The sequence below is a fragment of the Chryseobacterium pennipullorum genome (assembly GCF_003384725.1).
GTDB lineage: Bacteria > Bacteroidota > Bacteroidia > Flavobacteriales > Weeksellaceae > Chryseobacterium > Chryseobacterium pennipullorum.
This window is the reverse complement of record NZ_QNVV01000025.1, coordinates 40,163-64,076: the sequence shown is the minus strand read 5'-3', so window position 1 is coordinate 64,076 and position 23,914 is coordinate 40,163. Positions and strand designations below refer to the sequence as shown.

At 39.3% G+C, this 23,914-nt stretch carries 18 protein-coding genes; 11 read left to right on the top strand and 7 right to left on the bottom strand.

Annotated features, from left to right (window positions below; translation table 11 throughout):
- Positions 1–338: 338 nt before the first annotated feature.
- From DRF67_RS19915 to DRF67_RS19890, 6 genes are all read right to left on the bottom strand, one after another.
- On the bottom strand, positions 339–1,160 hold the full coding sequence (locus tag DRF67_RS19915) for a T9SS-dependent choice-of-anchor J family protein (RefSeq protein WP_115930052.1): 822 nt from the start codon (positions 1,158–1,160) through the stop codon (positions 339–341).
- Between the two features lie 193 nt (positions 1,161–1,353).
- Positions 1,354–2,574, bottom strand: coding sequence for an aminotransferase class V-fold PLP-dependent enzyme (locus tag DRF67_RS19910; RefSeq protein ID WP_115930051.1), 1,221 nt, complete (start codon positions 2,572–2,574; stop codon positions 1,354–1,356).
- 257 nt (positions 2,575–2,831) lie between these two features.
- Positions 2,832–3,485, bottom strand: a complete 654-nt coding sequence (locus DRF67_RS19905) for a 50S ribosomal protein L25/general stress protein Ctc (protein ID WP_115930050.1) — start codon at positions 3,483–3,485, stop codon at positions 2,832–2,834.
- 54 nt (positions 3,486–3,539) lie between these two features.
- On the bottom strand, positions 3,540–4,478 hold the full coding sequence (locus tag DRF67_RS19900) for a ribose-phosphate pyrophosphokinase (protein ID WP_089735106.1): 939 nt from the start codon (positions 4,476–4,478) through the stop codon (positions 3,540–3,542).
- An 85-nt stretch (positions 4,479–4,563) separates the two neighbouring features.
- Complete coding sequence (locus DRF67_RS19895) at positions 4,564–6,135, bottom strand: SGNH/GDSL hydrolase family protein (protein WP_115930049.1); 1,572 nt, start codon at positions 6,133–6,135, stop codon at positions 4,564–4,566.
- 9 nt (positions 6,136–6,144) lie between these two features.
- On the bottom strand, positions 6,145–7,380 hold the full coding sequence (locus DRF67_RS19890) for an OmpP1/FadL family transporter (protein ID WP_115930048.1): 1,236 nt from the start codon (positions 7,378–7,380) through the stop codon (positions 6,145–6,147).
- Between the two features lie 459 nt (positions 7,381–7,839).
- Here DRF67_RS19890 and DRF67_RS19885 point away from each other — a divergent pair, with 459 nt between their 5' ends.
- The 6 genes from DRF67_RS19885 to DRF67_RS19860 all read left to right on the top strand — a co-directional run bounded on the left by DRF67_RS19885 (position 7,840) and on the right by DRF67_RS19860 (position 16,061).
- Positions 7,840–9,207: a PSP1 domain-containing protein gene (locus tag DRF67_RS19885; protein ID WP_115930047.1), complete on the top strand. Its 1,368-nt coding sequence runs from the start codon at positions 7,840–7,842 to the stop codon at positions 9,205–9,207.
- A complete protein-coding gene (locus DRF67_RS19880; RefSeq protein WP_115930046.1) occupies positions 9,200–9,664 on the top strand; it encodes a gliding motility lipoprotein GldH in 465 nt (154 codons plus the stop codon). Before DRF67_RS19885 ends, DRF67_RS19880 begins: the two co-directional genes overlap by 8 nt.
- Positions 9,665–9,670: 6 nt before the next feature.
- Positions 9,671–12,049 carry a transglycosylase domain-containing protein gene (locus DRF67_RS19875; protein ID WP_115930045.1) on the top strand — a complete coding sequence of 793 codons (2,379 nt, stop codon included), beginning with the start codon at positions 9,671–9,673 and terminating at the stop codon, positions 12,047–12,049.
- Between the two features lie 75 nt (positions 12,050–12,124).
- A complete protein-coding gene (locus DRF67_RS19870; RefSeq protein ID WP_115930044.1) occupies positions 12,125–13,666 on the top strand; it encodes a protein adenylyltransferase SelO in 1,542 nt (513 codons plus the stop codon).
- An 84-nt stretch (positions 13,667–13,750) separates the two neighbouring features.
- Entirely contained in the window at positions 13,751–14,710 is a 960-nt protein-coding gene (locus tag DRF67_RS19865) for a T9SS-dependent choice-of-anchor J family protein (protein WP_115930043.1), read from the top strand.
- Between the two features lie 73 nt (positions 14,711–14,783).
- Positions 14,784–16,061, top strand: a complete 1,278-nt coding sequence (locus DRF67_RS19860) for a DUF6080 domain-containing protein (RefSeq protein ID WP_228435865.1) — start codon at positions 14,784–14,786, stop codon at positions 16,059–16,061.
- Positions 16,062–16,106: 45 nt separating this feature from the next.
- Here the strand turns inward: DRF67_RS19860 and DRF67_RS19855 are convergent, their stop codons facing one another.
- A complete protein-coding gene (locus DRF67_RS19855) occupies positions 16,107–16,664 on the bottom strand; it encodes an SPOR domain-containing protein (protein WP_115930042.1) in 558 nt (185 codons plus the stop codon).
- A gap of 181 nt (positions 16,665–16,845) precedes the next feature.
- Between DRF67_RS19855 and DRF67_RS19850 the strand changes: the two genes are divergently transcribed.
- The 5 genes from DRF67_RS19850 to DRF67_RS19830 are packed head-to-tail and all read left to right on the top strand — an operon-like array spanning position 16,846 to position 23,912.
- Complete coding sequence (locus tag DRF67_RS19850) at positions 16,846–18,201, top strand: c-type cytochrome (RefSeq protein WP_115930041.1); 1,356 nt, start codon at positions 16,846–16,848, stop codon at positions 18,199–18,201.
- Positions 18,202–18,224: 23 nt separating this feature from the next.
- Positions 18,225–21,290, top strand: coding sequence for a TAT-variant-translocated molybdopterin oxidoreductase (locus DRF67_RS19845; RefSeq protein WP_115930040.1), 3,066 nt, complete (start codon positions 18,225–18,227; stop codon positions 21,288–21,290).
- 25 nt (positions 21,291–21,315) lie between these two features.
- Complete coding sequence (gene nrfD / locus DRF67_RS19840; RefSeq protein WP_115930039.1) at positions 21,316–22,713, top strand: NrfD/PsrC family molybdoenzyme membrane anchor subunit; 1,398 nt, start codon at positions 21,316–21,318, stop codon at positions 22,711–22,713.
- Complete coding sequence (locus tag DRF67_RS19835; RefSeq protein WP_115930038.1) at positions 22,700–23,221, top strand: DUF3341 domain-containing protein; 522 nt, start codon at positions 22,700–22,702, stop codon at positions 23,219–23,221. The genes nrfD and DRF67_RS19835 overlap by 14 nt, the downstream gene beginning before the upstream one ends.
- Positions 23,214–23,912 (top strand): c-type cytochrome, encoded by a 699-nt coding sequence (locus tag DRF67_RS19830; RefSeq protein WP_115930037.1) that lies wholly within the window; start codon positions 23,214–23,216, stop codon positions 23,910–23,912. The genes DRF67_RS19835 and DRF67_RS19830 overlap by 8 nt, the downstream gene beginning before the upstream one ends.
- Positions 23,913–23,914 lie beyond the last annotated feature (2 nt).

Here is a 23,914-nt window from a genome sequence, read left to right as displayed (position 1 = left end):
TCTGCTGTAAACTTATATATAGAATATTTGCAGTAGTAAAAAGAGAAGAACCTTTTGTAAATTTAACAAGATATAATTTGCATATGTCTTAGAATACACCAATAACACAGATAAAAATTTACCCACTCTAGCAAATTTTACACAAACATCCGCGTAATCTGTGTAATCTGTGGGAAATAAATATACATCAGTCATTTGTATCAAAGATAAAATCCTTGCGACTTAAAACAGCTTTGAACTCTAGCGGTTTCCAACAAACCTTGAAACATGGATACAAGGAAGTTCCCAAAGATCACACCAATAACACAGATAAAAACTTACCCGGATCTGGCATAAACTTATTGCTTAATGATTTTTTTCCTTATGATTTCTTTATGTCCATCAGTAATCATCATGATATACACTCCTTTTGGAAGATCCGACAGATCATACGGCCCGGATTTCTTTTCAAAGGTTTTTACTGTTTTTCCAGCCATGTCTATAACGCTTACGGCTGCTACTGTATGTGGGTCAGGGAGCATAACGGAAACATAGTCTTTCACGGGATTAGGATACAGGTTTACCCGATCGGTGGGTGCGACTTCAGATGTCGCCAGGACACCCTCTGAAATCACCACATCATCAACAACCACACCATAAGAATAATCTCCGAGATCATCATAGACAAATCTTAATTTGAAATTGGCATTGATATAAGGGGTAAGATCTATATCTGGAGTTTGGACATAATCTGTCAATATAAATGAAAATGTACTAAAATCAATAGTCCATGTACCGGAAGCACCTCCAGAACTAAATGCCTGTACCCATGAAGTTCCGTTGAATACTTCAACCTTAAGCGTCGAATTAAGATTATAAATTTTATTGGCATACTTAAATGAAAGCTTTGGGTTAACGGCTCCTGTAAGACTGATCACCGGGGATATCAACCTCGCATTGGAATTAACTCCTGAAGGCCCCGCATTATCATCATCAAAAAAAGCGGCTCCATCAGGAAAGGAAGCAAAATCGTTTTCGCTGCCTACCCCCCAGTTATAAGCGCTATTAGGGTTTTCTACTGTCCAGCCTGCCGGAAGGGCATTCCCGTTAAAGTTCTCAGAAAACAGTTGCGCGTCACAGATCCCATTCAGGAACAAAAAGAATAAAAATAGTTTTTTCATAATAAAAAATTTAGTGTTATAATAAAATTACTAAATTATTTACCACAATAATCAATTATATATAAAATCAATACAATTAAATATTTTTATGAAAAAAACTAAACAATGAAAGTACGAAGGCATTATGACAGGTAGATTATGCTCCCCGTCCCTGAATAATAAAAAAAGCAACCCGTGAGCTGCTTTTTATTTTTTATCCTAACATTTTTTTCGCTTTATGTACGCCTTCTACAAGAAGATCAATTTCTGCAAAAGTATTATAGACCGCAAAACTGGCTCTTACGGTACCCGCAATATTAAAGAAGTCCATAATAGGTTGTGTACAGTGATGTCCGGTTCTAACGGCAACCCCCATCTTGTCGAGGATCATTCCCACATCCGAGGAAATCCCCACTCCTTCCAAGTTAAAAGAGACAACGCCCGTTCTTTTAGCCTTCTCCCCATAGATTTTAATACCTTCTATTTCTAAAAGCTGTCTTTGAGCATATTCGAGTAAAGCATTTTCGTGGTTCTGAATATTTTCTCTTCCTACTTTATTCATAAAGTCAACCGCCGCACCTAAAGCAATATTTCCTCCAACATTGGGCGTTCCTGCCTCATATTTAAAAGGGAGTCCTGCATAGGTCGTTCCATCGAAAGAACATGTTGCAATCATTTCTCCACCACCATGGAAAGGTGGCAGCGCTTCCAATATTTCACGTTTCCCGTACAACACCCCTGTTCCCATGGGAGCATACATCTTATGACCGGAGAAAACAAAGAAATCACAATCCAGCTTCTGAACATCAATTGTAAAATGCGGAGCTGACTGGGCGCCATCAATAACGATATAGGCATCAGAGTTTTTTCTGGTTTTGGCAATAATTTCTTCTACAGGATTTACAATTCCCAATGCGTTGGAAACCTGGTTTACAGAAACTACCTTTGTTTTTTCACTTAAAAACTGATCCAAATAATCCAGCTGCAGAACACCATTTTCATCAATAGGAATCACACGTAGTTTAGCCCCTGTTCTTTCGCAAAGCAACTGCCATGGAACAATATTGGAATGATGTTCAAGGTAAGAAATGATGATTTCATCGTCCTTTTGTAATTTTTGCGTCAGAATATAAGCAATGAGGTTTAATCCTTCTGTGGTTCCTTTGGTAAAAATCACTTCGAAGTCATGTTCTGCATTGATAAATCTTTGCAGCTTTTTTCTGGAAAGTTCCATTTCTTCTGTTGCCAATTGGCTCAACGTATGAATTCCCCTATGAACATTGGCATTAAGCTCTGTATAATATGCGTGACAGACTTCCAAAACCGAATCTGGCTTTTGAGATGTAGCCGCATTATCCAGATAAACCAGAGGCTTACCGTTCACTTCTCTGTCCAATATAGAAAACTGGTTTCTTATTTCTTGAATGTCAAACATTTATTTATTTTTTAATTAAAAACGTTCTTATTTAGAACACTTCAAATTTACGGCTTTTTTTCGGAAAGGATGCACCAGGTTGCCGCGTGATCGTTATCAGTTGATAGAAATATTCAATATTAAGTAATGGAGAAATGCGATAAAGTACATGGAATTGGCGAAAGAAATTGGGCGTAGAGTGTTTAACTGAGAAGTATGAAGAACAAAAAAACCTGTCAAAAGATTGACAGGTTTTCTTATGATTTAATAAGCAATGCTTATTCTGCAGATTTTTCTTCTGTTGTTGGAACGTCAGGAGATTGAGTTGCCACTTCTTCAGCTGCCTCTTCATCTTCATCATCCATTGCTGCAGCACCACCTTTCATAGCATTTCTAGACATCTTAACAGCAACTACTACTGCATTGTCCGGGTGCATGAAAGAATATCCTTCTGCCTTAATTCCACCTACATAAAGTTTGTTTCCAATTTTCAATGGAGTCACATCAACAACGATTTCGTCTGGCAAGTTAGCAGGAATAGCTTTTACTTTCAGTTTTCTGAAAGACTGACGTAAAACACCACCAGCAACAACACCTTTTGAACGTCCGGTAATTCTTACAGGAACCTCCATAACTACTGGCTTATCGTCAGCTAATTGATAGAAGTCTGCGTGAAGAATCTTGTCAGTAATCGGGTGAAACTGAATATCCTGAAGAACAGCTGGAATCGTTTTTCCGTCAACCTCAATAGATACCGTGTGTGCTTCAGGAGTGTACACCAATCCTTTGAAAGATCTCTCTTCAGCAGAGAAATTTAAAGGTGCTTCACCTCCATAAACAACACAAGGAACTAATTCAGCATCACGTAAAGCTTTTGTAGACTTTTTGCCCACGCTTTCTCTTTTTGTACCTTGAATTGTAATAGATTTCATTTATAAAAATTTAAAAAATTGTTCTAATTTAATTTGCAAACAGTTTAAAGCCAATTAGATAACAAACTTGCTACTGATTGATTTATGCTCATGAACCATAGTCATCACATCTGCAAATAACGGGGCGCAAGATAGCACTTTTATTTTAGTTGACAAATTATTTTTAACAGGAATTGAGTCAGTTACAATAACTTCCAGAAGTTTTGAGTTCTCAATATTCTCATAAGCTTTCCCTGAAAGCACTCCGTGAGTGGCCATTGCTCTTACTGTTTTGGCTCCTTTTTCAATAAGGATATCCGCTGCCTTGCAAAGTGTTCCTGCGGTATCAATCATATCATCGATAAGGATCACATTTTTACCTGTTACATCTCCGATAAGGAACATCTCTTCCACAACATTTGCTTTTTTTCTTTCTTTGTAAGCAATTACCACTTCAGCACCAAGGTGACCGGCATAGTTCTTAGCTCTTTTAGCTCCTCCCATGTCCGGAGAGGCAATCGTAAGATTATCAAGATGTAAAGATTTGATATAATCTACAAAAATAGAAGAAGCATACAGGTGATCTACCGGAATTTCAAAGAATCCTTGGATCTGATCTGCGTGAAGATCCATAGTCATCACTCTTGTTGCTCCCGCTGCTGTTAACAGGTTAGCAACCAACTTGGCACCGATCGGCGCTCTAGGCTTGTCTTTTCTGTCCTGTCTTGCAAGTCCGAAATAAGGAATTACGACAGTAATACTTTTTGCTGAAGCTCTTTTCGCTGCATCAATCATTAGAAGAAGTTCCAAAAGATTGTCTGCAGGTGGGAACGTAGATCCTATCAGGAAAACTCTTCCCCCTCTCACAGATTCATCCAGTACGGGTTCAAATTCCCCGTCGCTGAACTCCTGAAAGTTGATTTTTCCTAATTCTTTCCCATAACTCTGGGCAATTTTCTCTGCCAAGTCCCTGCTGGTTCTTGTACAAAATAGATAACTTAACTGATCGGCCATTTTTACTTTTTAAAAGATTTTGCAAATTTAAAAAAAAACCACAAGATTTACTCCTGTGGTTTCTAAGTTTTTATTTTATCAAGTATTAAGGGAACTTAACGCCTGAATATTTATTAGGATCTACCTGTGGTAAAGTTGATCTGTATTTCATATTAATGGATTTGATAAACTCGTTGGCAACAATACCATATCCTCGTCCTGTAAGGTGAACACCGTCAAGAGAGAAAGCACCTCCGGTAACGAATGTTGCTGTATATCTCACTCCGTCCCACACGATTCCTGACTTAGAATTAAGTTCTTTCATTTTTGCATTCATATCTACAAAAGCAAGATTCTTAGAATCTGCAACAGATTTAATTGTTGCATTGAAAGCAACTGTAGCAGCCAATACTTCTTCCACTTCTCCATTTACATTATTAAACTTACCTCTCAAAACATGCTTATCTTCAAGTGGATAAGTTGTTCCATATTTATCAAAAGGAGCAACAGCAAAAGGCGAGCTTGGCGTTGTCCCTAAAACAGTACTTGTGGTAAGCGGAATTAAATCCTGAGATGTACTATGTCTTGCCTGGCCATATAACTGTCCCATTAAACCTGCCTGCTGAACAGGTACTCCTGCAGCAACTAATGCACCGGTAATCTGTGCGGCAAGGTTCGTCAAAGATTCATCTTTTAGTACAACAGGATTTCCTTCTGTTTTAGAAAGAAGCTGAATTCTGCTTCCTTGCCCTAGCCCGGTTAAAATCTGTTTCAAAGGACCAAAAACCTGTGCATTCAGGGCATCTATATTTGCATTTTGATTCGATGGGCTTCCAGATAGAGCTGTATTAAACCTATCAGGCGGAACCGGATTATAAGGAACTCTTGTAAAGAAAGGTATCGAGGTTACATCGGGAATATTAGCAACAACACCTTTTCTTGTAGTCCCGGAGGGAAACAACATACCAGCCAATGCTGAATAAGTTGAATTGAATCCAACTCCAATAGGGCCATCAACCGGGGTAATCGGATTAGATCCATCCCCTCCTGAGGTAGCATATCCTAAAACGTCATTATTTCCGATCCAAAGAGAAACAAAAGTAGGATTTTGAGCCAACGCATCTGCCACGACAGAAGTTGTCGAAGAGCTTGCAAATCTAACAAAATAAGGGTTTGCAGTAGGAGCCAGAGGATTTAATCCCGCCGGATCTCCATACTTAGGAGCAATAAGGTGGGCTACTTTTGCCCCAGGAACTCCCATATTCTGATAAGGACCGGCACTGTAAATATTTGCTAAAGTGGTTGTTCCCGTGCCAGGAGCATCAACCGGTGCCAATGCCCCGGCTACAACCGCAAGTATCTTTTTATTCGCAATTCCAGCAGATGGAATTCCTCCAAGGTTGTCGTTCATTAGGGGCTGCTTGAAGCCTCCTCCTCCTGCCAGCCTCATTTGCATTGCAATCATACTAGGATAAGATTCATTTTGTCCGTCAATATATAATGCATTATCTCTGAAGCCTGAAGTCAGGGAGTTTCCTAAAGCGACATATTTTGAAAAGTCTGCCTCTCCTTTTGTTACCGGAATATCTTTTACATCCGTATCGAAGTCCGTATTACAGCTTGTTGCCGTAAAAAGAAGTGCAGAAACAGCAATTGTCGATATTATAATTTTTTTCATAGTCTTAAATTAAAAGGGATTATAAGATAAACCTAGACCAAAGTAGAACGCCGTTGCCTTAGACTGTCCTGATAATCCGAGGCTAACATTATTTACAGTTCTGTACTGAGGCATCGCATATCCTCCAGCAATGTCAATCCCGAATTGTTTCAACTTAAATCCAACCCCACCCGTAATCACATAGGTATCATATGAAGGGGTCTCCGGAATAAAGTGATCGGTGGTATAAGGTGCTTCGTCATAGTAAGCTCCCAAACGTCCGTAGATCATATTGGTAAATGCATACTGAGTACCCAGTCTGAATGTTTTTGAATTCTTGAAATTCTTAGAGTTCACAAGCACTGTAGGATCCGGCTGGTTTCCAATTGGAGCATTATCAAAGTCAAGAGTCAGCCTGCTGTATCTCTCCCATCCATGATAGTTGAAATCTGCAGAAACCTGCCATTTCGGCGTCACTTTATAGGTTAAACCAATTGTATATTCTTCAACCAGCGGAAGTGTTGCTGTAAATCCGTCCTGTCCTGCAGCATTCAGTCTCAACTGTGAATACACAGATTGTGAAGGAAACTTAAACGTAGCGGTTCCGTTTTTAGCTTTCATGTCTACTGGCGAACGGTAAGCGATACTGACATCTAATTTCGGATCAGGTCTGAAATAAAAACCGAATCCATACCCGTGTCCTGTAGCTTTATCATCATTGATATTAACCTGACCGTCGAATTGCGTCACAGCTTTATCCCAGTCTACTTTTCCTCTTGCATAAATATAACTAGCCCCGAATGCCAACCAAGGCGCCAGCTTCACCGACACCATGGGCTGAAAATAGAAACTCTTCAGCTCTAATTTCTGTACCAGTTCTCTACCTTCCCAGTTATCAGGCCATTGAATCGTACTTCCGAAAGGAGTGGTAACGCTAAGACCTATGGATAAGTTTTCTATTGGTTTATAAGCAATTGCAGCATATAGAGGTGTCCCTATAGGGTTATCCGTTTCTGTGCTCTGCAAAGTGTTTAAGTTCTGAAAAGTAACTTTATTACTTGCACCAAATCCTCCTGCCACTACACTCAGTTTGTTAGGAATGAATGACATACCCGCCGGGTTGAAGAATGTCACACTCGCATCCTCGGCATGAGCACTAGTATGCGCCATTGCCAATTGTTTTACCCCTTGCAGGGAAACTCTGAAGCCTCCTGCGTAAGATAGAACGCCCGCCAATAAAGCAGTTGATACTAATATTTTTTTCATAGACTATTATTATATAATCCAAATATAGAATTATTTTGAATACGTCTGTTAATATTTCCCAATATTTTAAACATTATCCCAAAAGAAAGCTATGTTTAAAATAACAATTTATGCAGAAATATTTATAAAATCATTGTTATTAGCCATTTAAGTATGTAAAAAATTAAAAATAATTCATCTGTTTAACTTTAAACAAAAAGATCATTTATTTTAACAAATTGCACAAAGAAAAGTCGTAGACACTAGGGCTCATTAAAACTTAAATGTTGGAAAGTTAAACAAGTCTTAAAAATACAAAGGACAAAAATTAAAATATATAATAACCTGTATCTCACACTACTACCTGTTTTCCTGGTTGAAATACAGAAATGTTTCATCCCTAATTCGGGTTATTTAAGTATTTTAGAATTGCATAAAGATAAAAATACATAAATTTGCAAGATTATAAATAATAGTAATATGAGTTGTGGATGTAAAACATCCGGCGATTCTGCACATTCTTGCGGTCCTAAGAAAACTGCAAATGGCTGTGAAAATGTAAATACCTGCGGGAATAGTTATAAATTAAGTGTATTTGACTGGCTTTCTAACATCAACAATCCGGCACCAAACAGGTGTGATTTTGTTGAAGTTAGATTTAAAAATGACAGAAAATCGTTTTATAAGAATGTAAATAACATTCCTTTACACATAGGTAGTGTAATCACAGTAGAATCAAGTCCGGGACACGATGTAGGGGTAGTAAGCCTTACGGGAGAATTGGTAAAGATTCAGATGAAAAAGAAGAAATTTTCTGAAGAATCTGCCCTTAAAATATACAGACAGGCCAACCAAAAAGATCTTGAGGTATGGCAGGAAGCAAGAAAAAAAGAAGACGGCGTAAAGCTTGAAGCGAGAAAGATCGCTCAAAGATTAGGTCTTGAAATGAAAGTGACCGATGTGGAATATCAGGGTGACTCTTCAAAGATCACATTTTATTATACTGCAGACAATCGTGTAGATTTCAGACAGTTGATTAAAGATTTTGCGGGTGCATTCCGGACTAAAATCGATATGAAACAGATCGGGTTCAGACAGGAAGCTGCAAAAGTTGGAGGTATTGGGTCTTGTGGACGCGAACTTTGCTGTTCTACATGGCTTACGGATTTCAGATCTGTCAACACCAACGTCGCCAGATATCAGCAGCTGAGTATCAACCCTCAAAAACTGGCAGGGCAGTGTGGCAAGCTTAAATGTTGCCTTAATTATGAACTGGACAGTTATCTGGACGCATTAAGCCACTTCCCTTCTTCTTCAACTACTTTAGATACAGAAAAAGGAAGAGCATTCTGCATCAAAATTGATGTTTTCAAAAAGAAAATGTGGTTTGCCTATGTGGATCACTCCATTGCATGGTATGATTTTGATATCGACCTTGTAAAAAAGTTGATTTCAAAGAACAAAAGAGGTGAAAAAATTCTTCCACTGGAAGATTTAAAACAACCGGAACCTTCTCTTCAAACCATTGATCTGATTCAGGAAAACAATGTGGACCGTTTTGAAAAGAAAAACAGAGGAAACCGGAACCGGAACAGTCAGAATTCGAATCAGAACAAACAAAATAACAATCAGGGACAGAAGCGAAACAGACCTGAGAGATCCGAAAGATCAGAAAATCCTAATGCCAATTCTGTAAATCAGCCTAGGCAACAAAAACCACATCCTCAACAAAAAGGGCCTGTGGAAAAAACGGAAGCTGGCGCTAATGCTGAAAAGCAACCACAGAACAATCCGAACAAGAAAAAATTTAAAAAGAAATATCCTCCAAAAAAAGATAAAAATGCGTAAAATTTTAGGATTATTTTCCTTTATCCTTTTCTTTAGCTGTACCTCTTCCTCAGGAGATGACATTATGATGAATTCCGTTGATAACAAATGGAATAAGAAAAGTGAGCAAAAATTTAATCTTGAAATTTCAGATCCGCAAAATCCTAAAAATATTATATTTGTCGTTAGAAATAACAACAATTATCCTTACAGCAATATAAGGTTCATTGTCAATTTCACCAATCTTCAGAACAAGAAAAAGGAAACCGATACGTTGAATTATGTTCTGGCAAAGCCGAACGGAGAATGGCTTGGTACAGGCTTTGGTGACACGAAGGAAACATTGTTTCAGTATAAGCTGAATTACAGGTTTCCGGGGAAGGGAAAATATCTGATCAGCCTTACCCAGGCGATGAGAAATGACAACCTTCCGGGAATTGAAGATATCGGGATAAAAATAGAAACGGCTAAACCGTAACCATAAATGGAAGAAAACAAAAAAAATGCAGGAAATAAGGGGAAAACTTTTCCTCTGCCTCCCAAAAAAAAGAAAGATACCTCCTGGAGAAAATGGGTTTCATTTATTTGGATTGGACTCATTGCTGTCATTCTGGGAATTTCAGGACTTTTCTTTGCGGTTTCTCAAGGGTTCCTTGGGGAAATGCCTGATGTAAAAGAACTTGAAAACCCTGATATCTTTGTTGCTTCGGAGATTATTTCTTCGGATGGAGTTACTTTAGGAAAGTTTGAAAAAGAAAAAACACAGCCTATTGTATACAAAGATCTTCCACCTTATCTTATTTATGCCCTTCAGGCAAAAGAAGATGAGCGTTTTAAGGAACATTCAGGAATAGACCTGTACTCTGTTGCAAGAGCGGTGGCCTATGGTGGTGGCCGTGGTGGTGGTTCTACCATTACGCAGCAGCTGGCAAAGCTCCTTTTCACAGGGCATGCTTCTCAAAATAAATTTGAAAGAGGTTTCCAGAAACTGAAAGAATGGGCAGTGGCTGTGAGCCTTGAAAAAAGATATACCAAAGAGGAGATTATCACTCTATATTTCAATAAGTTTGATTTCCTTTTCAATGCCAATGGAGTTGAAATGGCTTCCAGAGTTTATTTCAACAAAAAAACCTCACAGCTTACTCTTCCGGAAGCTGCAACTTTTGTAGCAATGCTTGAAAATCCACGTAAAAACAACCCTTACCGATACCCTGAAAAGGCAAAGGAAAGAAGAAATGTAGTATTGGATCAGATGCAGAAAACCGGATACATTGACGAGGCAACTTACCAGAAAGCAATCAATACACCAGTAGAAGTAGATTTCCATCCTATTAAAAGTATTACCGACGGATACTCTGCGTATTACAAATTCTACCTGAGAAAAGAGATTGACAAATATCTTGAAACTCATGAAAAAGAAACGGGTAAGAAACTTAACCTTTACAAAGACGGTTTAAAAATATATGTTACACTTGATTCCAAGATGCAGAAATATGCGGAGGAGGCCATCAAGGAACACTTAACTGATCTTCAGAAAAGATTTGATGCAGAACAGAGAGGAAGAAAGAACAGACCTTTCTACTACCTTACAGATAAGCAAATCAACAGTGTAATGCTTCAGGCCATGAAAAGGACCGGAAGGTACAAATTGTTGAAAGCAGACGGTATGCCTGAAGATTCCATTATGATGGAATTTAAAAAGCCGATTAAGACATCAAGATTTACATGGGCCGGAGAAGAGGAAGTGGAGATGTCCCCTTGGGACTCTATCAGATACCACAAGCAAATTGCCCAGGCCGGTCTGATGTCAATGGTTCCCGGAACCGGAGAAATCAAGGCATGGGTAGGAGGTATCGACTGGCAGCACTTCCAGTATGACCACATCAAACAAGGGAAAAGACAGGTAGGATCTACCTTCAAGCCTTTCGTATATGCAACCGCCATTATGAAGCTGGGAATGACCCCTTGTTCAGTTGTTTCCAACGGAACCTACGACCACAAGGGATGGCATGTCCCGGGAAGAGGAGGAATGCTTACTTTAAAGGATGGTCTTGCACACTCTCAAAACCCGATTGCAGCACGTCTTATCGAAATGACCGGTGTAGATGCCGTTATTCAGACTGCAAGAGATCTGGGGGTAACAGAAGATATTCCTAGAAACAATACCATAGCCTTAGGTTCGTCTGATATTACCATTTATGAAATGTTAGGAGCCTACAGTACCTTTGCCAACTACGGAAACTATAACAAACCGGAAATGATCTGGAGAATTGAAGATGCCAACGGAAGGGTTATCAAAGAGGTCAATGTAGAACCTAAAGAAGTCATGAATCCTCTGTATGCGTACACGATGATTGAACTGATGAAAGGGGTAGCACAATATGGTACAGCTTCCGGAGAGCTTGGAAGGAGAGGGATCTCCAAAGGTGTGGAAATTGCAGCTAAAACCGGTACTACACAGAACAACTCCGATGGATGGTTTATGGGAATCACTCCAAAACTGGCAACAGGAGCCTGGGTTGGATGGGAAGACAGAGCCACCCACTTCTTTGGAACAGGAGAAGGACAGGGAGCGAGAATGGCATTACCAATATGGGCTATTTTCATGAAAAAAGTGTGGGCAGACAAGACCTTAGGAGTTACTCCTGATGATAAGTTTAGCAAACCTTCAGACTGGAAGGACGGCTGTTCAAACCTTAAAGGTTTAAGCGGTGGCTATGGAGATGACGGAAGTCTTCAGACTATTGATGAAATCAAGAATCCAAGACCCGTAGATCCAACTCCGAAAAAACCTACAGAAAAGAAAGAGGAAAATATTAATGAAAACCTCCATTCCAATGATGAGGTAGATTTCAATAAATAAATTCTCTTAAAGTAATATATAAGACCTTTCAATAATTTGGAAGGTCTTTTCTTTAATAATGTATACCTTTGACAGATGAATACGGAACGCATCAGACAGCCTTTTATAGAGAAATTTCCAGGAGACCTCTCCAACAACCCTATGCAGAGAAATACTCCGGGAGTTTTATTTGCCACAATTAAGCCGGCAGGTTTTGATCAGCCTGAACTGATTGCTTTTAATGAGAAGCTTTCAGAGGAAATAGGTTTGGGCAGATACGAGGATAAGGATCTGGGCTTCCTGGTGGGAAATAATCTTCCTGACAATGTTCAAACCTATGCCACTGCTTATGCGGGGCATCAGTTTGGGAACTGGGCAGGACAGCTTGGAGACGGAAGGGCTATTCTAGCGGGAGAAATCATTAACGAGGTAGGCAAAAAGACTGAAATCCAATGGAAAGGAGCTGGTGCAACCCCATATTCCAGGCATGCTGACGGAAGAGCTGTACTAAGATCTTCTGTCCGCGAATACCTGATGAGTGAGGCCATGTACCATTTGGGTGTACCTACAACCAGAGCGCTAAGCCTGGCATTTACCGGAGAAGAGGTTATTCGTGATATCATGTATAACGGAAACCCACAGCTTGAAAAAGGAGCGGTGGTCATCAGAACAGCGGAAAGCTTTCTTCGCTTCGGACACTTTGAGCTGATGTCAGCGCAAAAAGAATACAAAACCCTCCAGCAACTCACAGATGTAGCCATTGAAAATTATTTTCCTGAGATCACTTCGTCAGGCAGCCAGAGATACAGGGATTTTTTTGAAAACGTCTGCATGCGCACCGCAAACCTGATGACCGAATGGTTCAGGGTAGGGTTTGTACACGGAGTTATGAATACAGATAATATGTCTGTTTTGGGATTGACTATTGACTATGGACCCTATTCCATGATGGATGAGTATGATCTGAACTTTACCCCTAATACAACTGATCTTCCCGGAAGACGATATGCCTTTGGAAAACAGGGACAGATCTCCCAATGGAATCTGTGGCAGCTTGCCAATGCCCTCTACCCTCTCATCAAAGATGAAAAATTCCTGGAAGACACTTTAAACCATTATGGCACCTATTTCTGGGAAGCTCACGATCAAATGCTTTGCAACAAGTTTGGATTGGACAAACTCCTGAAGGAGGATGAATCATTTTTTACCGGTTGGCAGGGTCTGATGCAGGAACTTCAACTTGATTATACCTTATTTTTCAACCGATTGGAAAACCTTGCACCTGAGATGGATCTTAAAGAACACTTTAAAGACGTTTCTTATTCTGTTTTAGATGAGGAAAAAACGGAAAAACTGCAGCACTTTGTGACCACCTATCAGGCACGTCTAAGTTTGAATACTATATCAAGGGAAGAATCATTAGACCTTATGAGAAAGACCAACCCTAAATTTATCCTGAGAAACTATTTGTTATATCAATGTATTGAGGAGATTGGTAATGGTAATAAAGAAATGCTGGAAAAACTAAATAGCGCTCTTCAAAATCCATATGAGGAACTGTATCCCGAGTTTTCAGTCAAAAGACCTTCGGACTATGACAACACTACGGGTTGTTCTACACTTTCATGTAGTTCTTAGTGAAAACACTAACAATCAGTACTTTTCATTACATTTTTATCAATATATTAAAAGTTTTCACTATTTTTAGAGAAATCTTTTAATATGAAAAAAATTATACTTTCTTTAAGTTTGCTTTGGGGAGCCACTGCGCATTCCCAAACTGTATTGCTCGATGAGGGCTTTGAATCGTACCCGAATTTTGCCATTTCAGGTTTGGGAAACTGGCTGACACTTGATTTAGACGGGGCAGGAACTTTCCATGGCGGCGGCCCTGTTGTAGGAGGAGTAACAGATCCTTCATGGACCCCCAACTGGCCAAACGCTTCTTCAGCCAAGGCCTTTCAGATTTTCAATCTTACAGCAAGCAACGCTACCAACAACTTGACTGTGACTCCTGGTGTAGATGAAGAAATAAGAGACTTCACCGCTCACGGTGGACAAAAGTTTGCCGGCGCATGGGCTGCATCTGCCCAATTGGGAACAATTGCCAACAATGACTGGCTGATTTCCCCGGCAGTAGCATTAAGCCCAAATACCAGTACGCTAACATTTTGGGTAAAAGCACTGTCTCCAGATTATGATGAAAACTATCGTATCGGAGTCTACGTAGGAAACGGAACTCCAACTTCTGGTGCCAACTTCACCATTATATCAGGAACAACACCGCTCACAGCGACTTATCCGGCATGGCAGCAGGTCACTTATAATCTGGACGCTTATGCGGGGCAATCCATCAGAATAGGATTCCATTACATGTCTGAAAACAAATATCTGTTCATGCTGGATGATGTGAAAATTACAACTACAGGGAATCTTGCGACGCATGAAACAGTAAAAGCAAACGCAAACACTTCCGTTTATCCCAATCCGACAAAAGGAGAAATCAATATAAAAACGGACAAAAAAATAAAAACAGCCACGCTTTCCGATATATCAGGTAAAGTTGTGACAAAAACAGGATCTGATAGAACAGACATTTCCTCACTTCAAAAAGGAACCTACATCATGCAGATCGAGTTCACTGACGGAACCACCACAACGGAAAAGATAATCAAACACTAATCCTGTTGACACAAACTTTTTTAAACCACCAATTTTGGTGGTTTTTATTTTATTTTTGCAAAAAATATGACACGTGTCTCTTATCAAAAATAAATTCATCCATTTTTTTAAACTGGTTTTTCCTTCCACTTTCACAGAGCTGGCCGTTTTTCTTTTTTTTATTACCTGCTATGGAGTTCTTGGATCGTATATCGCAGTCCATTACAGGATCATCTTTGACAGCAGGATTCCCTGGGACGCCTATTTCAGTTTTGACAACAAATCGATCCTGATGACCGGCGGAAGCTTTGAAAGGCACCCTTTATCATATTATTTTTTTAACTGGATCAGAGAGTTTGCATTGTTTATTTCAGGAGGAAAAACAGATGCCACCTTCCGACTTACCCTGGCCTGGCTCAGCAATATTGTCATTAGCCTGAATATGATCCAGGTTTTCAAATATCTCAAAAACATCATCAGGCTTCCGCTCTACTATTGTCTTTTTATTCTCCTGTTCTTCGGAATGTTCTCTACCAATATCATTCTTTCTTTCACTCCCGAGAATTTCACCTATACCCTATTTTTATTGACCCTGTACAATTATTATTCGGCAGTGAAGCTCAGAAAAGAAACCAAAATCCCTGCCCTTGCACTTTCTTTAGCAGGAATCACCATCGGCGGTCTCACCATCACCAATTTTGTAAAGGTTTTCATTCCTGTTCTTTTCGAAAAGAACCTTTTCAAAAACTGGCGAAATCTCGGAAATGCAGCTTTAAGAGTTTTGATCGCAACAGTATGCTACGTTTTGTTGTACCTGAACAGAATAGACTTCAAGTATGAGGCTGTTTTTTCCAAAACAAACCAACAATATGAAAAATTCTCCAACGTAGAATCTATGCCGACCTGGGATATGATCCTTTCATTTTTTTTCGGTGGTAATATTTTGTTTCCGGGTTTTATCATTTCAGATAAGCACAACATGAAAGGTTTTAATTTTAAAGGCCTGTATATGGAGCTGTATACCTCTCCGTTATCGTATATTTTTGTCTGCCTGATGATGGCTTTGATGATTTGGAGTTATTGTAAAAACTTCAAAAATAAATGGGTTCAGGTCATTACGCTTTCATTCCTGTTTGATATTGTTATTCACTGTGTTATGAGGTTCGGGCTTCATACATCCTATATCTATGGCGGCCATTTTGTTTTTGTCTATCCCCTTCTTACGGGATGGCTTTTTTACGCCTACCGATCATCACCTAAAACACTCTATGTACTGACGTTAACATTCAGCGTTCTTCTGATGTATCTGACCGCAAACAATGTCTTTCGAATGTCAGAATTCTTTGACTTCCTGAACAGCTATTATCAATAAAAAAGCCAGGAAATTCCCGGCTTTTGATCGTATGGTAAATCCTTTCTACTTGGCTTCTGAACAGAAAATTCTATATTGTACAGCCATTGCAGATTTAAAATATTCTCTTATTCTTGAAAGGTCACTGGCAGCACTTTGCTTAGTGAAATAACTTCCTGCAAGAATCTTATAATTCGGTCTCAGGGAAGCGTCAGTTTCCACTTTCAAATTCGGAAATCTTTTTCTGAAATAGGATTTCACTTCATTGGCTTCTTCATTACTTTTTACCGTAGTAATTTGAATTTTATATCCCAAAATTCTTGGGTTCTTTCTACAGATTTCTGCATTGGTAAGCTCTCTGTTGGGCACATAAATCTTGCCCGGTTTCGGAATCGTCCCAGTAGAAATTCCACTATCACCAGTGCTGTAATCTTTTGAAGAATTATTGACAGCAACTCTCGAACATTTGTCCTCTACTCCTGACAAAGCAGCATTGATTTTTGAATCCATAGTTATTATAAGCTCCGTTCCTGAAAGCGTATCTTTTTTAACAACCTGCTGTGCTTCAATATTATAAAAACCAAATAATGATAATATCGAAAATATTTTGATCAAATTTCTCATTTAAACTTGTTTCCGCAAATTTATACAAATTAAAAAACTATACCAAACCAGTTATTTAGAATCAATACAAATTAACCTTAAATGACATTTTCCCCTTTTTATATGCCGTTAAATTAGTGTTAAAAATATTATTTTTGCGGAATTGATATGTTCAATATTTTACTAACATAAGATAATTTAAATGATTAGTTGGAGAAAGCATTATAAAAAAACGTTGATTGCAATAGGTTTATTGTTATCAACCAGTGCTTCATTTTACGGGCAAGACGGCGATCCTAAAAACGGAGAGAAACTTTTCAAAGCGAATTGTAGTGCATGTCACGCGCTGGACAAACAGGTTATCGGACCACCATTAAAAGGGGTCGTAGAACGTGTAAAGACAGAAGGTGGTGTAGACAGAGATTGGCTTCATAAGTGGATCAAGGACAACAAAGCTCTAAGGGCTTCTGGGGATAAATACGCCAATGAGATTTTTGAGAAATACAATAAGACTGAAATGTTACAGTTTCCTAATCTTACAGAGAAGGACATAGATGACATTTTAGCTTTCACTACTAATCCTCCGGCTCCAGAACCGGAAAAAACTGCAGAAACAACTCCTGCTGAAGGAACTGCAAATGCTCCGGCAGACAAAACAACAACAAACATTGTCATCATTTCACTTTTAGCGATTGCTGGTTTATTGGTTTGGATTCTTGTTAAGCTAAGACAATTAGTGACACTTGGACAATCTGAAGACCTTGCAGGGCTTAACGCGACAAGAGTCCGTTCTTTCAGTGAAATCTATCAGAAATACCACTACATAGGAAAAGGATTGCTGGGAATTCTAGCTATTTTAGCAGCTTATGGAGTGTGGAACTGGATCATGTGGATCGGGGTTTACAAAGGCTATAAGCCAGAGCAGCCTATCTACTTCTCTCACAAAATTCACGCAGGAGAGCAAAAAATTGACTGTCAGCTATGTCACTCAAGTGCTAAATACGGGAAAGTATCTGAAATCCCTTCGATGAATGTTTGTATGAACTGTCACAGAACGATTTCCGAATACAACGGTAAATACCTTGAACCAGGAAAAGATAAAGCATTCTACGACGGAGAAATCCAGAAGATCTATGCTGCCACAGGTTGGGATGCTGATAAACAACAGTATACAGGAAAGACACAGCCAGTTGAATGGACAAGAATCCACAACATGCCAGACTTTGTATACTTCAACCACTCTCAGCACGTAGTAGCAGGTGAGCAAGCAATCATCAATTCTTTCAACAAAAAGAATCCTAACAACAAAATTGACGTTGTATGTAAGGCTTGTCACGGAAAAATTGATACCATGAATGTTGTTCAGATGGCTAACGACTTTACGATGGGATGGTGTATCGAATGTCACAGAACTACTGAAGTTGATATGAACAACGGTTATAATAAAGAGTACTTCAAGAATCTACATGACAAGTTGAAAAAACAATATCCTCAGGATGGAGGTAAGATCACTGTAGATGCGATTGGAGGTCTTGAGTGTGGTAAATGTCATTATTAATAACTAAAAAATTAGAAGTATAAATGGCTTCAAACAAAATACAATTCAGAAGTATTCATGAACTTAAAGATCCAGCTTTGAATAATAAGCTGGCTCAGAAAGAGTTTCAGGAAGAAATTCCGGTAGAAGATTTCCTTGGAGATGCTGAACAGAACGGATCTAGTACTTCAAGAAGAGATTTCTTAAAATTATTAGGTTTCTCAACTGCAGCAGTAACATTAGCTGCTTGTGAGGCTCCGGTAATCAAAACAATCCCTTATGTGGTAAAGCCGCATGATATTATTCCAGGGGTTCCAAATTATTACGCTTCAACATATTTTGACGGTTTCGATTTCGCCAGTGTTTTAGTAAAGACCCGTGAAGGAAGACCGATTAAAATTGATCCCAACCCGGTTGCAGGTGATTTAGGTAAAACCAATGCAAGAGCTCAGGCAAGTGTACTTTCTCTTTATGATAATGATAAAGTAAAGCAGCCTAAACTGGACGGGAAAGACGAAACTTTCGATAAAGTAGACAGTTTTGTGATCAAGGGTCTTGAAGAAGCGAAAGCGTCAGGTAAAAAGATTGTGCTTTTGTCACACTCTTTTGCTTCACCTACTTTCAAAAAGCTATTTGCAGAATTCAAAGCAAAATATCCTACAGCAGAGCTGGTAACCTATGATGCTTTCCCTTACGCTGCGGCATTAGATGCAGCTCAGGAAGTATTCGGACAGAGAGCATTGCCTGTTTATGATCTTAAAGGGTCTGAATTGGTAGTTTCTTTCCAGGCTGACTTCTTAGGAGATTATAACGCTTCAAGCTTAGAGACTTCTTATGCAGCAGCAAGAAAGCCAGGTCCAAACATGTTAAGACACATCCAGGTGGAGTCTAACATGTCATTGACCGGAGCTAACTCTGACTCAAGATACAGATTAAAGCCAAGTGCTGTAAACAAAACGTTAGTGGAAGTTTACAATGCAATCGTTGGTGGTGGTACTTCTGATAAGACTGCTGCTGAAATTGCGAACGAACTGAAAGCAAAAGGCAGCAAGGCTGTTGTATTAGCTGATGGTTCTAAAGGAGCGCAGGTTTTAGCACACTTAATCAACCAAAAATTAGGTTCAGTAGCTTTCACTGGTAAGGCGAACTTCCTTAAAGAATTTGATAAAGCAAGATTCCAGGAATTCTTAGGATGGGTAAATGCAGGTGAGGTTGGCGTATTGATCGCAAACAATGTAGACCCGATTTATTCTTACTATAAAGGCGAAGATTTCAAAAAATCTTTATCTAAAGTTCCTTATGTAGTGGCTGTTGCTGATAAGAAAAATGAAATGTACAAAGCAGCGAAGGCTGTAATTCCGGTTGCCAACTGGTTAGAGTCTTGGGGAGATATCGAACCACAGACAGGAGTATATTCATTGATGCAGCCTACCATCCAGAAAATCTACAAATCAAGACAGATTGAAGAATCTCTATTGGTTTGGAAGAATGGTAAAAATAATGCCGCTAACAATTACTACGATTATTTGAAAGCAAACTCAGCTTCTCTTTTAGGTGGTACTTCTTTTAACAAGGCATTATACAACGGTATCAATTCTTCTTCCAATGCTACAACATTGTCATATGCTGGCGGAAACGCTGCACAGGCACTTGCTGAACTAGGAAACTTTAAAGCTTCTGAATTGGAATTGGTATTATACACTAAGACGTCTATGGGAGACGGAACTCAGGCAAACAACCCTTGGTTGCAGGAATTACCGGATCCATTGACAAGAATGTCTTGGGATAACTACTTAACAATTTCTCCTAAAGATGCAGAGAAATTTGCGATTGATAACGACCTGAATGCGAGAATGCAGCTGGACGGTTCTATCGTAAATCTTACTGTAAACGGAGTAACAATAAAAGATGTTCCTGTATTTATTCAACCGGGTCAGGCAGAAGGATCTGTAGGTCTTGCGCTTGGTTATGGTAAGAAAAACTCAGGAGCGACTGCAGATACAGGAGTAAATGCTTACCCTCTGTTCGATGGTTCTAACTTAACTGTTTCAGGTGTTAAAATCGAGAAAACAGGAGAAGATCACGAATTTGCAGGTATCCAGCTTCAAAATACATTGATGGGTCGTTATGAAATCGCTAAAGAAGTTCCTTTAGCTGAGTTCATCAATGTACCTTTCGATGATGAGCACAAAGGATGGAACAAACCTTTGGAATACCACACGATCAGTGGAGCTCTTCCAGCAAGAAAAATTGACCTTTGGGACGCTTTTGATGATACAGACGGGCCTCACTTCAACTTATCTATCGACTTGAACTCTTGTACAGGTTGTGGAGCATGTGTAATTGCTTGTCAGGCAGAAAACAACGTTCCTGTAGTAGGTAAAGAAGAGGTAAGAATGTCTAGAGATATGTACTGGTTAAGAATTGACCGTTACTACTCTTCAAGACAAAAGGTAGAAGTATACGAAGGATTGAAAGAAGGAATGGCTGTACCTGAATTGTATGGTACTGCGTTTGGTGACGGAGGTGCATTGAACCACCCTGCAGACAATCCGGATGTAATCTTCCAGCCTGTAATGTGTCAGCACTGTAACCACGCTCCTTGTGAAACGGTATGTCCGGTAGCGGCTACTTCACACGGTAAGCAAGGTCAAAACCATATGGCTTACAACAGATGTATCGGTACAAGATATTGTGCAAACAACTGTCCGTACAAAGTAAGACGTTTCAACTGGTTTACGTATAACCTAAACGACAAGTTCGATTTCAACATGAACAACGATTTAGGAAGAATGGTACTTAACCCGGATGTAGTTGTAAGAACTAGAGGGGTAATGGAGAAATGTTCAATGTGTATCCAGGAGACTCAGGCTACTATTTTAGCCGCGAAGAGAGACAACAGAAAAGTAACAGATGCTGAGTTTAAAAACTCTTGTGCTTGTGCTGCTGCTTGTTCTACCGGAGCCATGACGTTCGGAGACATGAATGACAAAGAATCTGAAGTGAGAGACTTGTACTCCAGCAACAGAAGATATTATTTACTAGAGGAGATCGGAACAAAACCAAATGTGTTCTATCACACGAAAGTAAGAAACAGAGTAGAAAAATAAAGTTTAAATAATAAATAGGTAAAAAATGTCAGGACATTACGAAGCTCCGATAAGGGAACCTCTGATTATTGGTCACAAAACTTATCACGATATCACAGAAGATATTGCACGACCTATCGAAGAAAGAGCAGGTAAATTATGGTGGATCTCATTATATGCTGCCTTAGTTCTATTCATCTATGGATTCGGCTGTATCGCTTATACTATCGGAACAGGTATTGGAGCATGGGGGCTTAACAGAACTATTAACTGGGGTTGGGATATTACCAACTTCGTATGGTGGGTAGGTATCGGTCACGCCGGAACCCTAATCTCAGCAGTATTATTATTATTTAGACAGAGATGGAGAATGTCTGTAAACAGATCTGCAGAGGCGATGACGATCTTTGCGGTTGTACAGGCAGCAATCTTCCCTGTAATTCACATGGGTAGAGTTTGGGTAGGATACTGGGTATTCCCTTTACCAAACCAATTCGGTTCTCTTTGGGGGAACTTCAACTCTCCTCTACTTTGGGACGTATTTGCGATCTCTACGTATTTCTCAGTATCAACTGTATTCTGGTTCATGGGACTAATCCCTGACTTTGCAATGATCAGAGATAGAGCAAAAACTCCTTGGACTAAGAAAATTTATACTTTCCTTGCATTCGGTTGGGGTGGTAAAGCAAAACACTGGCAAAGATTCGAAGAACTTTCTTTGGTTCTTGCAGGTTTAGCTACTCCACTTGTATTCTCGGTACACACAACCGTATCTTTTGACTTCGCAACTTCAGTAATTAAAGGATGGCACTCTACGATCTATCCTCCTTACTTCGTAGCGGGAGCAATCTTCTCAGGATTTGCAATGGTACAAACCCTATTGTTAATTGCCAGAAAAGTTTGTCATCTGGAAGAGTATATTACCATGTATCATATCGAGATTATGAATATCGTAATCATCTTAACAGGTGGTATGGTAACTGTAGCTTATGCTACTGAATATTTTATCGGATGGTACTCAGGATCGAGATTTGAAGACTTTACATATCTTTCTCCAGGTGCTGCTGTTGGACCTTACTGGTGGGCTTTCTGGTCATTGATCATCTGTAACCTTGTTATTCCTGCTTCTTTCTGGTTCAAGAGATTGAGAACAAATATTATCTGGACGTTCATCGTTGCTTTGATTATCAACATCGGTATGTGGTTCGAGCGTTTTGATATTATCGTGATCAACCTTTCCAGAGACTATTTACCAGGATCATGGACAATGTTTAAGCCAACGATCATTGATGTGGGTGTATACTTAGGAACTATCGGATTCTTCTCTGTATTATTCTTATTATATGCAAGAACATTCCCTGTAATTGCACAGGCTGAATTAAAATCGATTTTGAAAATCTCAGGTGAAACTTATAAAGCAAAAGAAGGAGATGAGCACCACTAAAATTGTATACGGACTTTATGCTGATGACGACGATTTAATGAACGGCGTTAAAGCATTCAACGATAAAGGAATCAAAATAAACGAAGTCTATACTCCGTTTCCGGTTCACGGACTAGATAAAGCTTTAGGATTAAAGAAAACAAGAATTTCTGATGCTGCTTTTCTATATGCCCTTTATGGTGTTACTATCGGTGCTACTGTTACCTGGTATGTAATGAACCATGACTGGCCTCAGAATATCGGTGGTAAACCAGCTTTTGACTGGGGACACAACATGCCGGCATTCGTAGTTCCAATGTTCGAATTAATGGTATTCTGTGCTGCTCACATGATGTCTTTAACGTTCCTTGTTAGAAACAAAATGTACCCGGGAGCACCGGCTCAGAACCCGGATCCGAGAACTACTGATGATAAATTCTTAATGGAATTTGTAACTGAAGATGTAGAATCTGTAAAGCAGTTACTTATTGAAACTGGAGTTGAAGAAATAACTGTTAAAGATGCTTAAAATGAAAAAGAATGTATTAAAAATTACAGCAGTTTTAGGTTTAACAACAGTTTTACTTAACTCTTGCGGACCAAAAGAAAATACACCACTGGTTTATTTCCCGGACATGTATTTTCCTGTAGCTTACGATCCATTGATGAAAGCTCAGGATGCCTATTCAGATCATGAAAATGAAATTCCTGCTTTCGTTAAAAATAATGGAGCAACAGGTCTTTCTCCGGTAGAAGGGTCAGTTCCTCAGAACAAAGACGGAGTTTTCGAAGAAAGCTTGTTACCAAAGAATATGGATGAGTATAATGCAGGATATGATGCTTCAAAAAAAATTACTGCCTCGCCTTTAAATCCAGCCAATGCTGCTAAGGATATTGAAAGAGGAAAGTTCTTATTTGAGCGTACTTGTTCTGCTTGTCATGGTGTAGGTGGAGATGGACAGGGACCAATCGTACAAAGTGGAGCCTACTCTGGAGTTCCAAACTATGCAGATAGAGAAGTAACAGTAGGATCTGTTCATTATGTATTAACTAACGGTAGAAATGCCATGGGGTCTTATGCAGGACAATTGAACGCAGGAGACAGATGGAGAGTAGCAATGTATGTGATGAGTGCTTTCAAAAAAGGAGCAGCAGCACCGGCAGCAGCTACAGCGGCGGCACCAGCAACACCTGAAACGACTACCGAAACTAAAAAATAAGA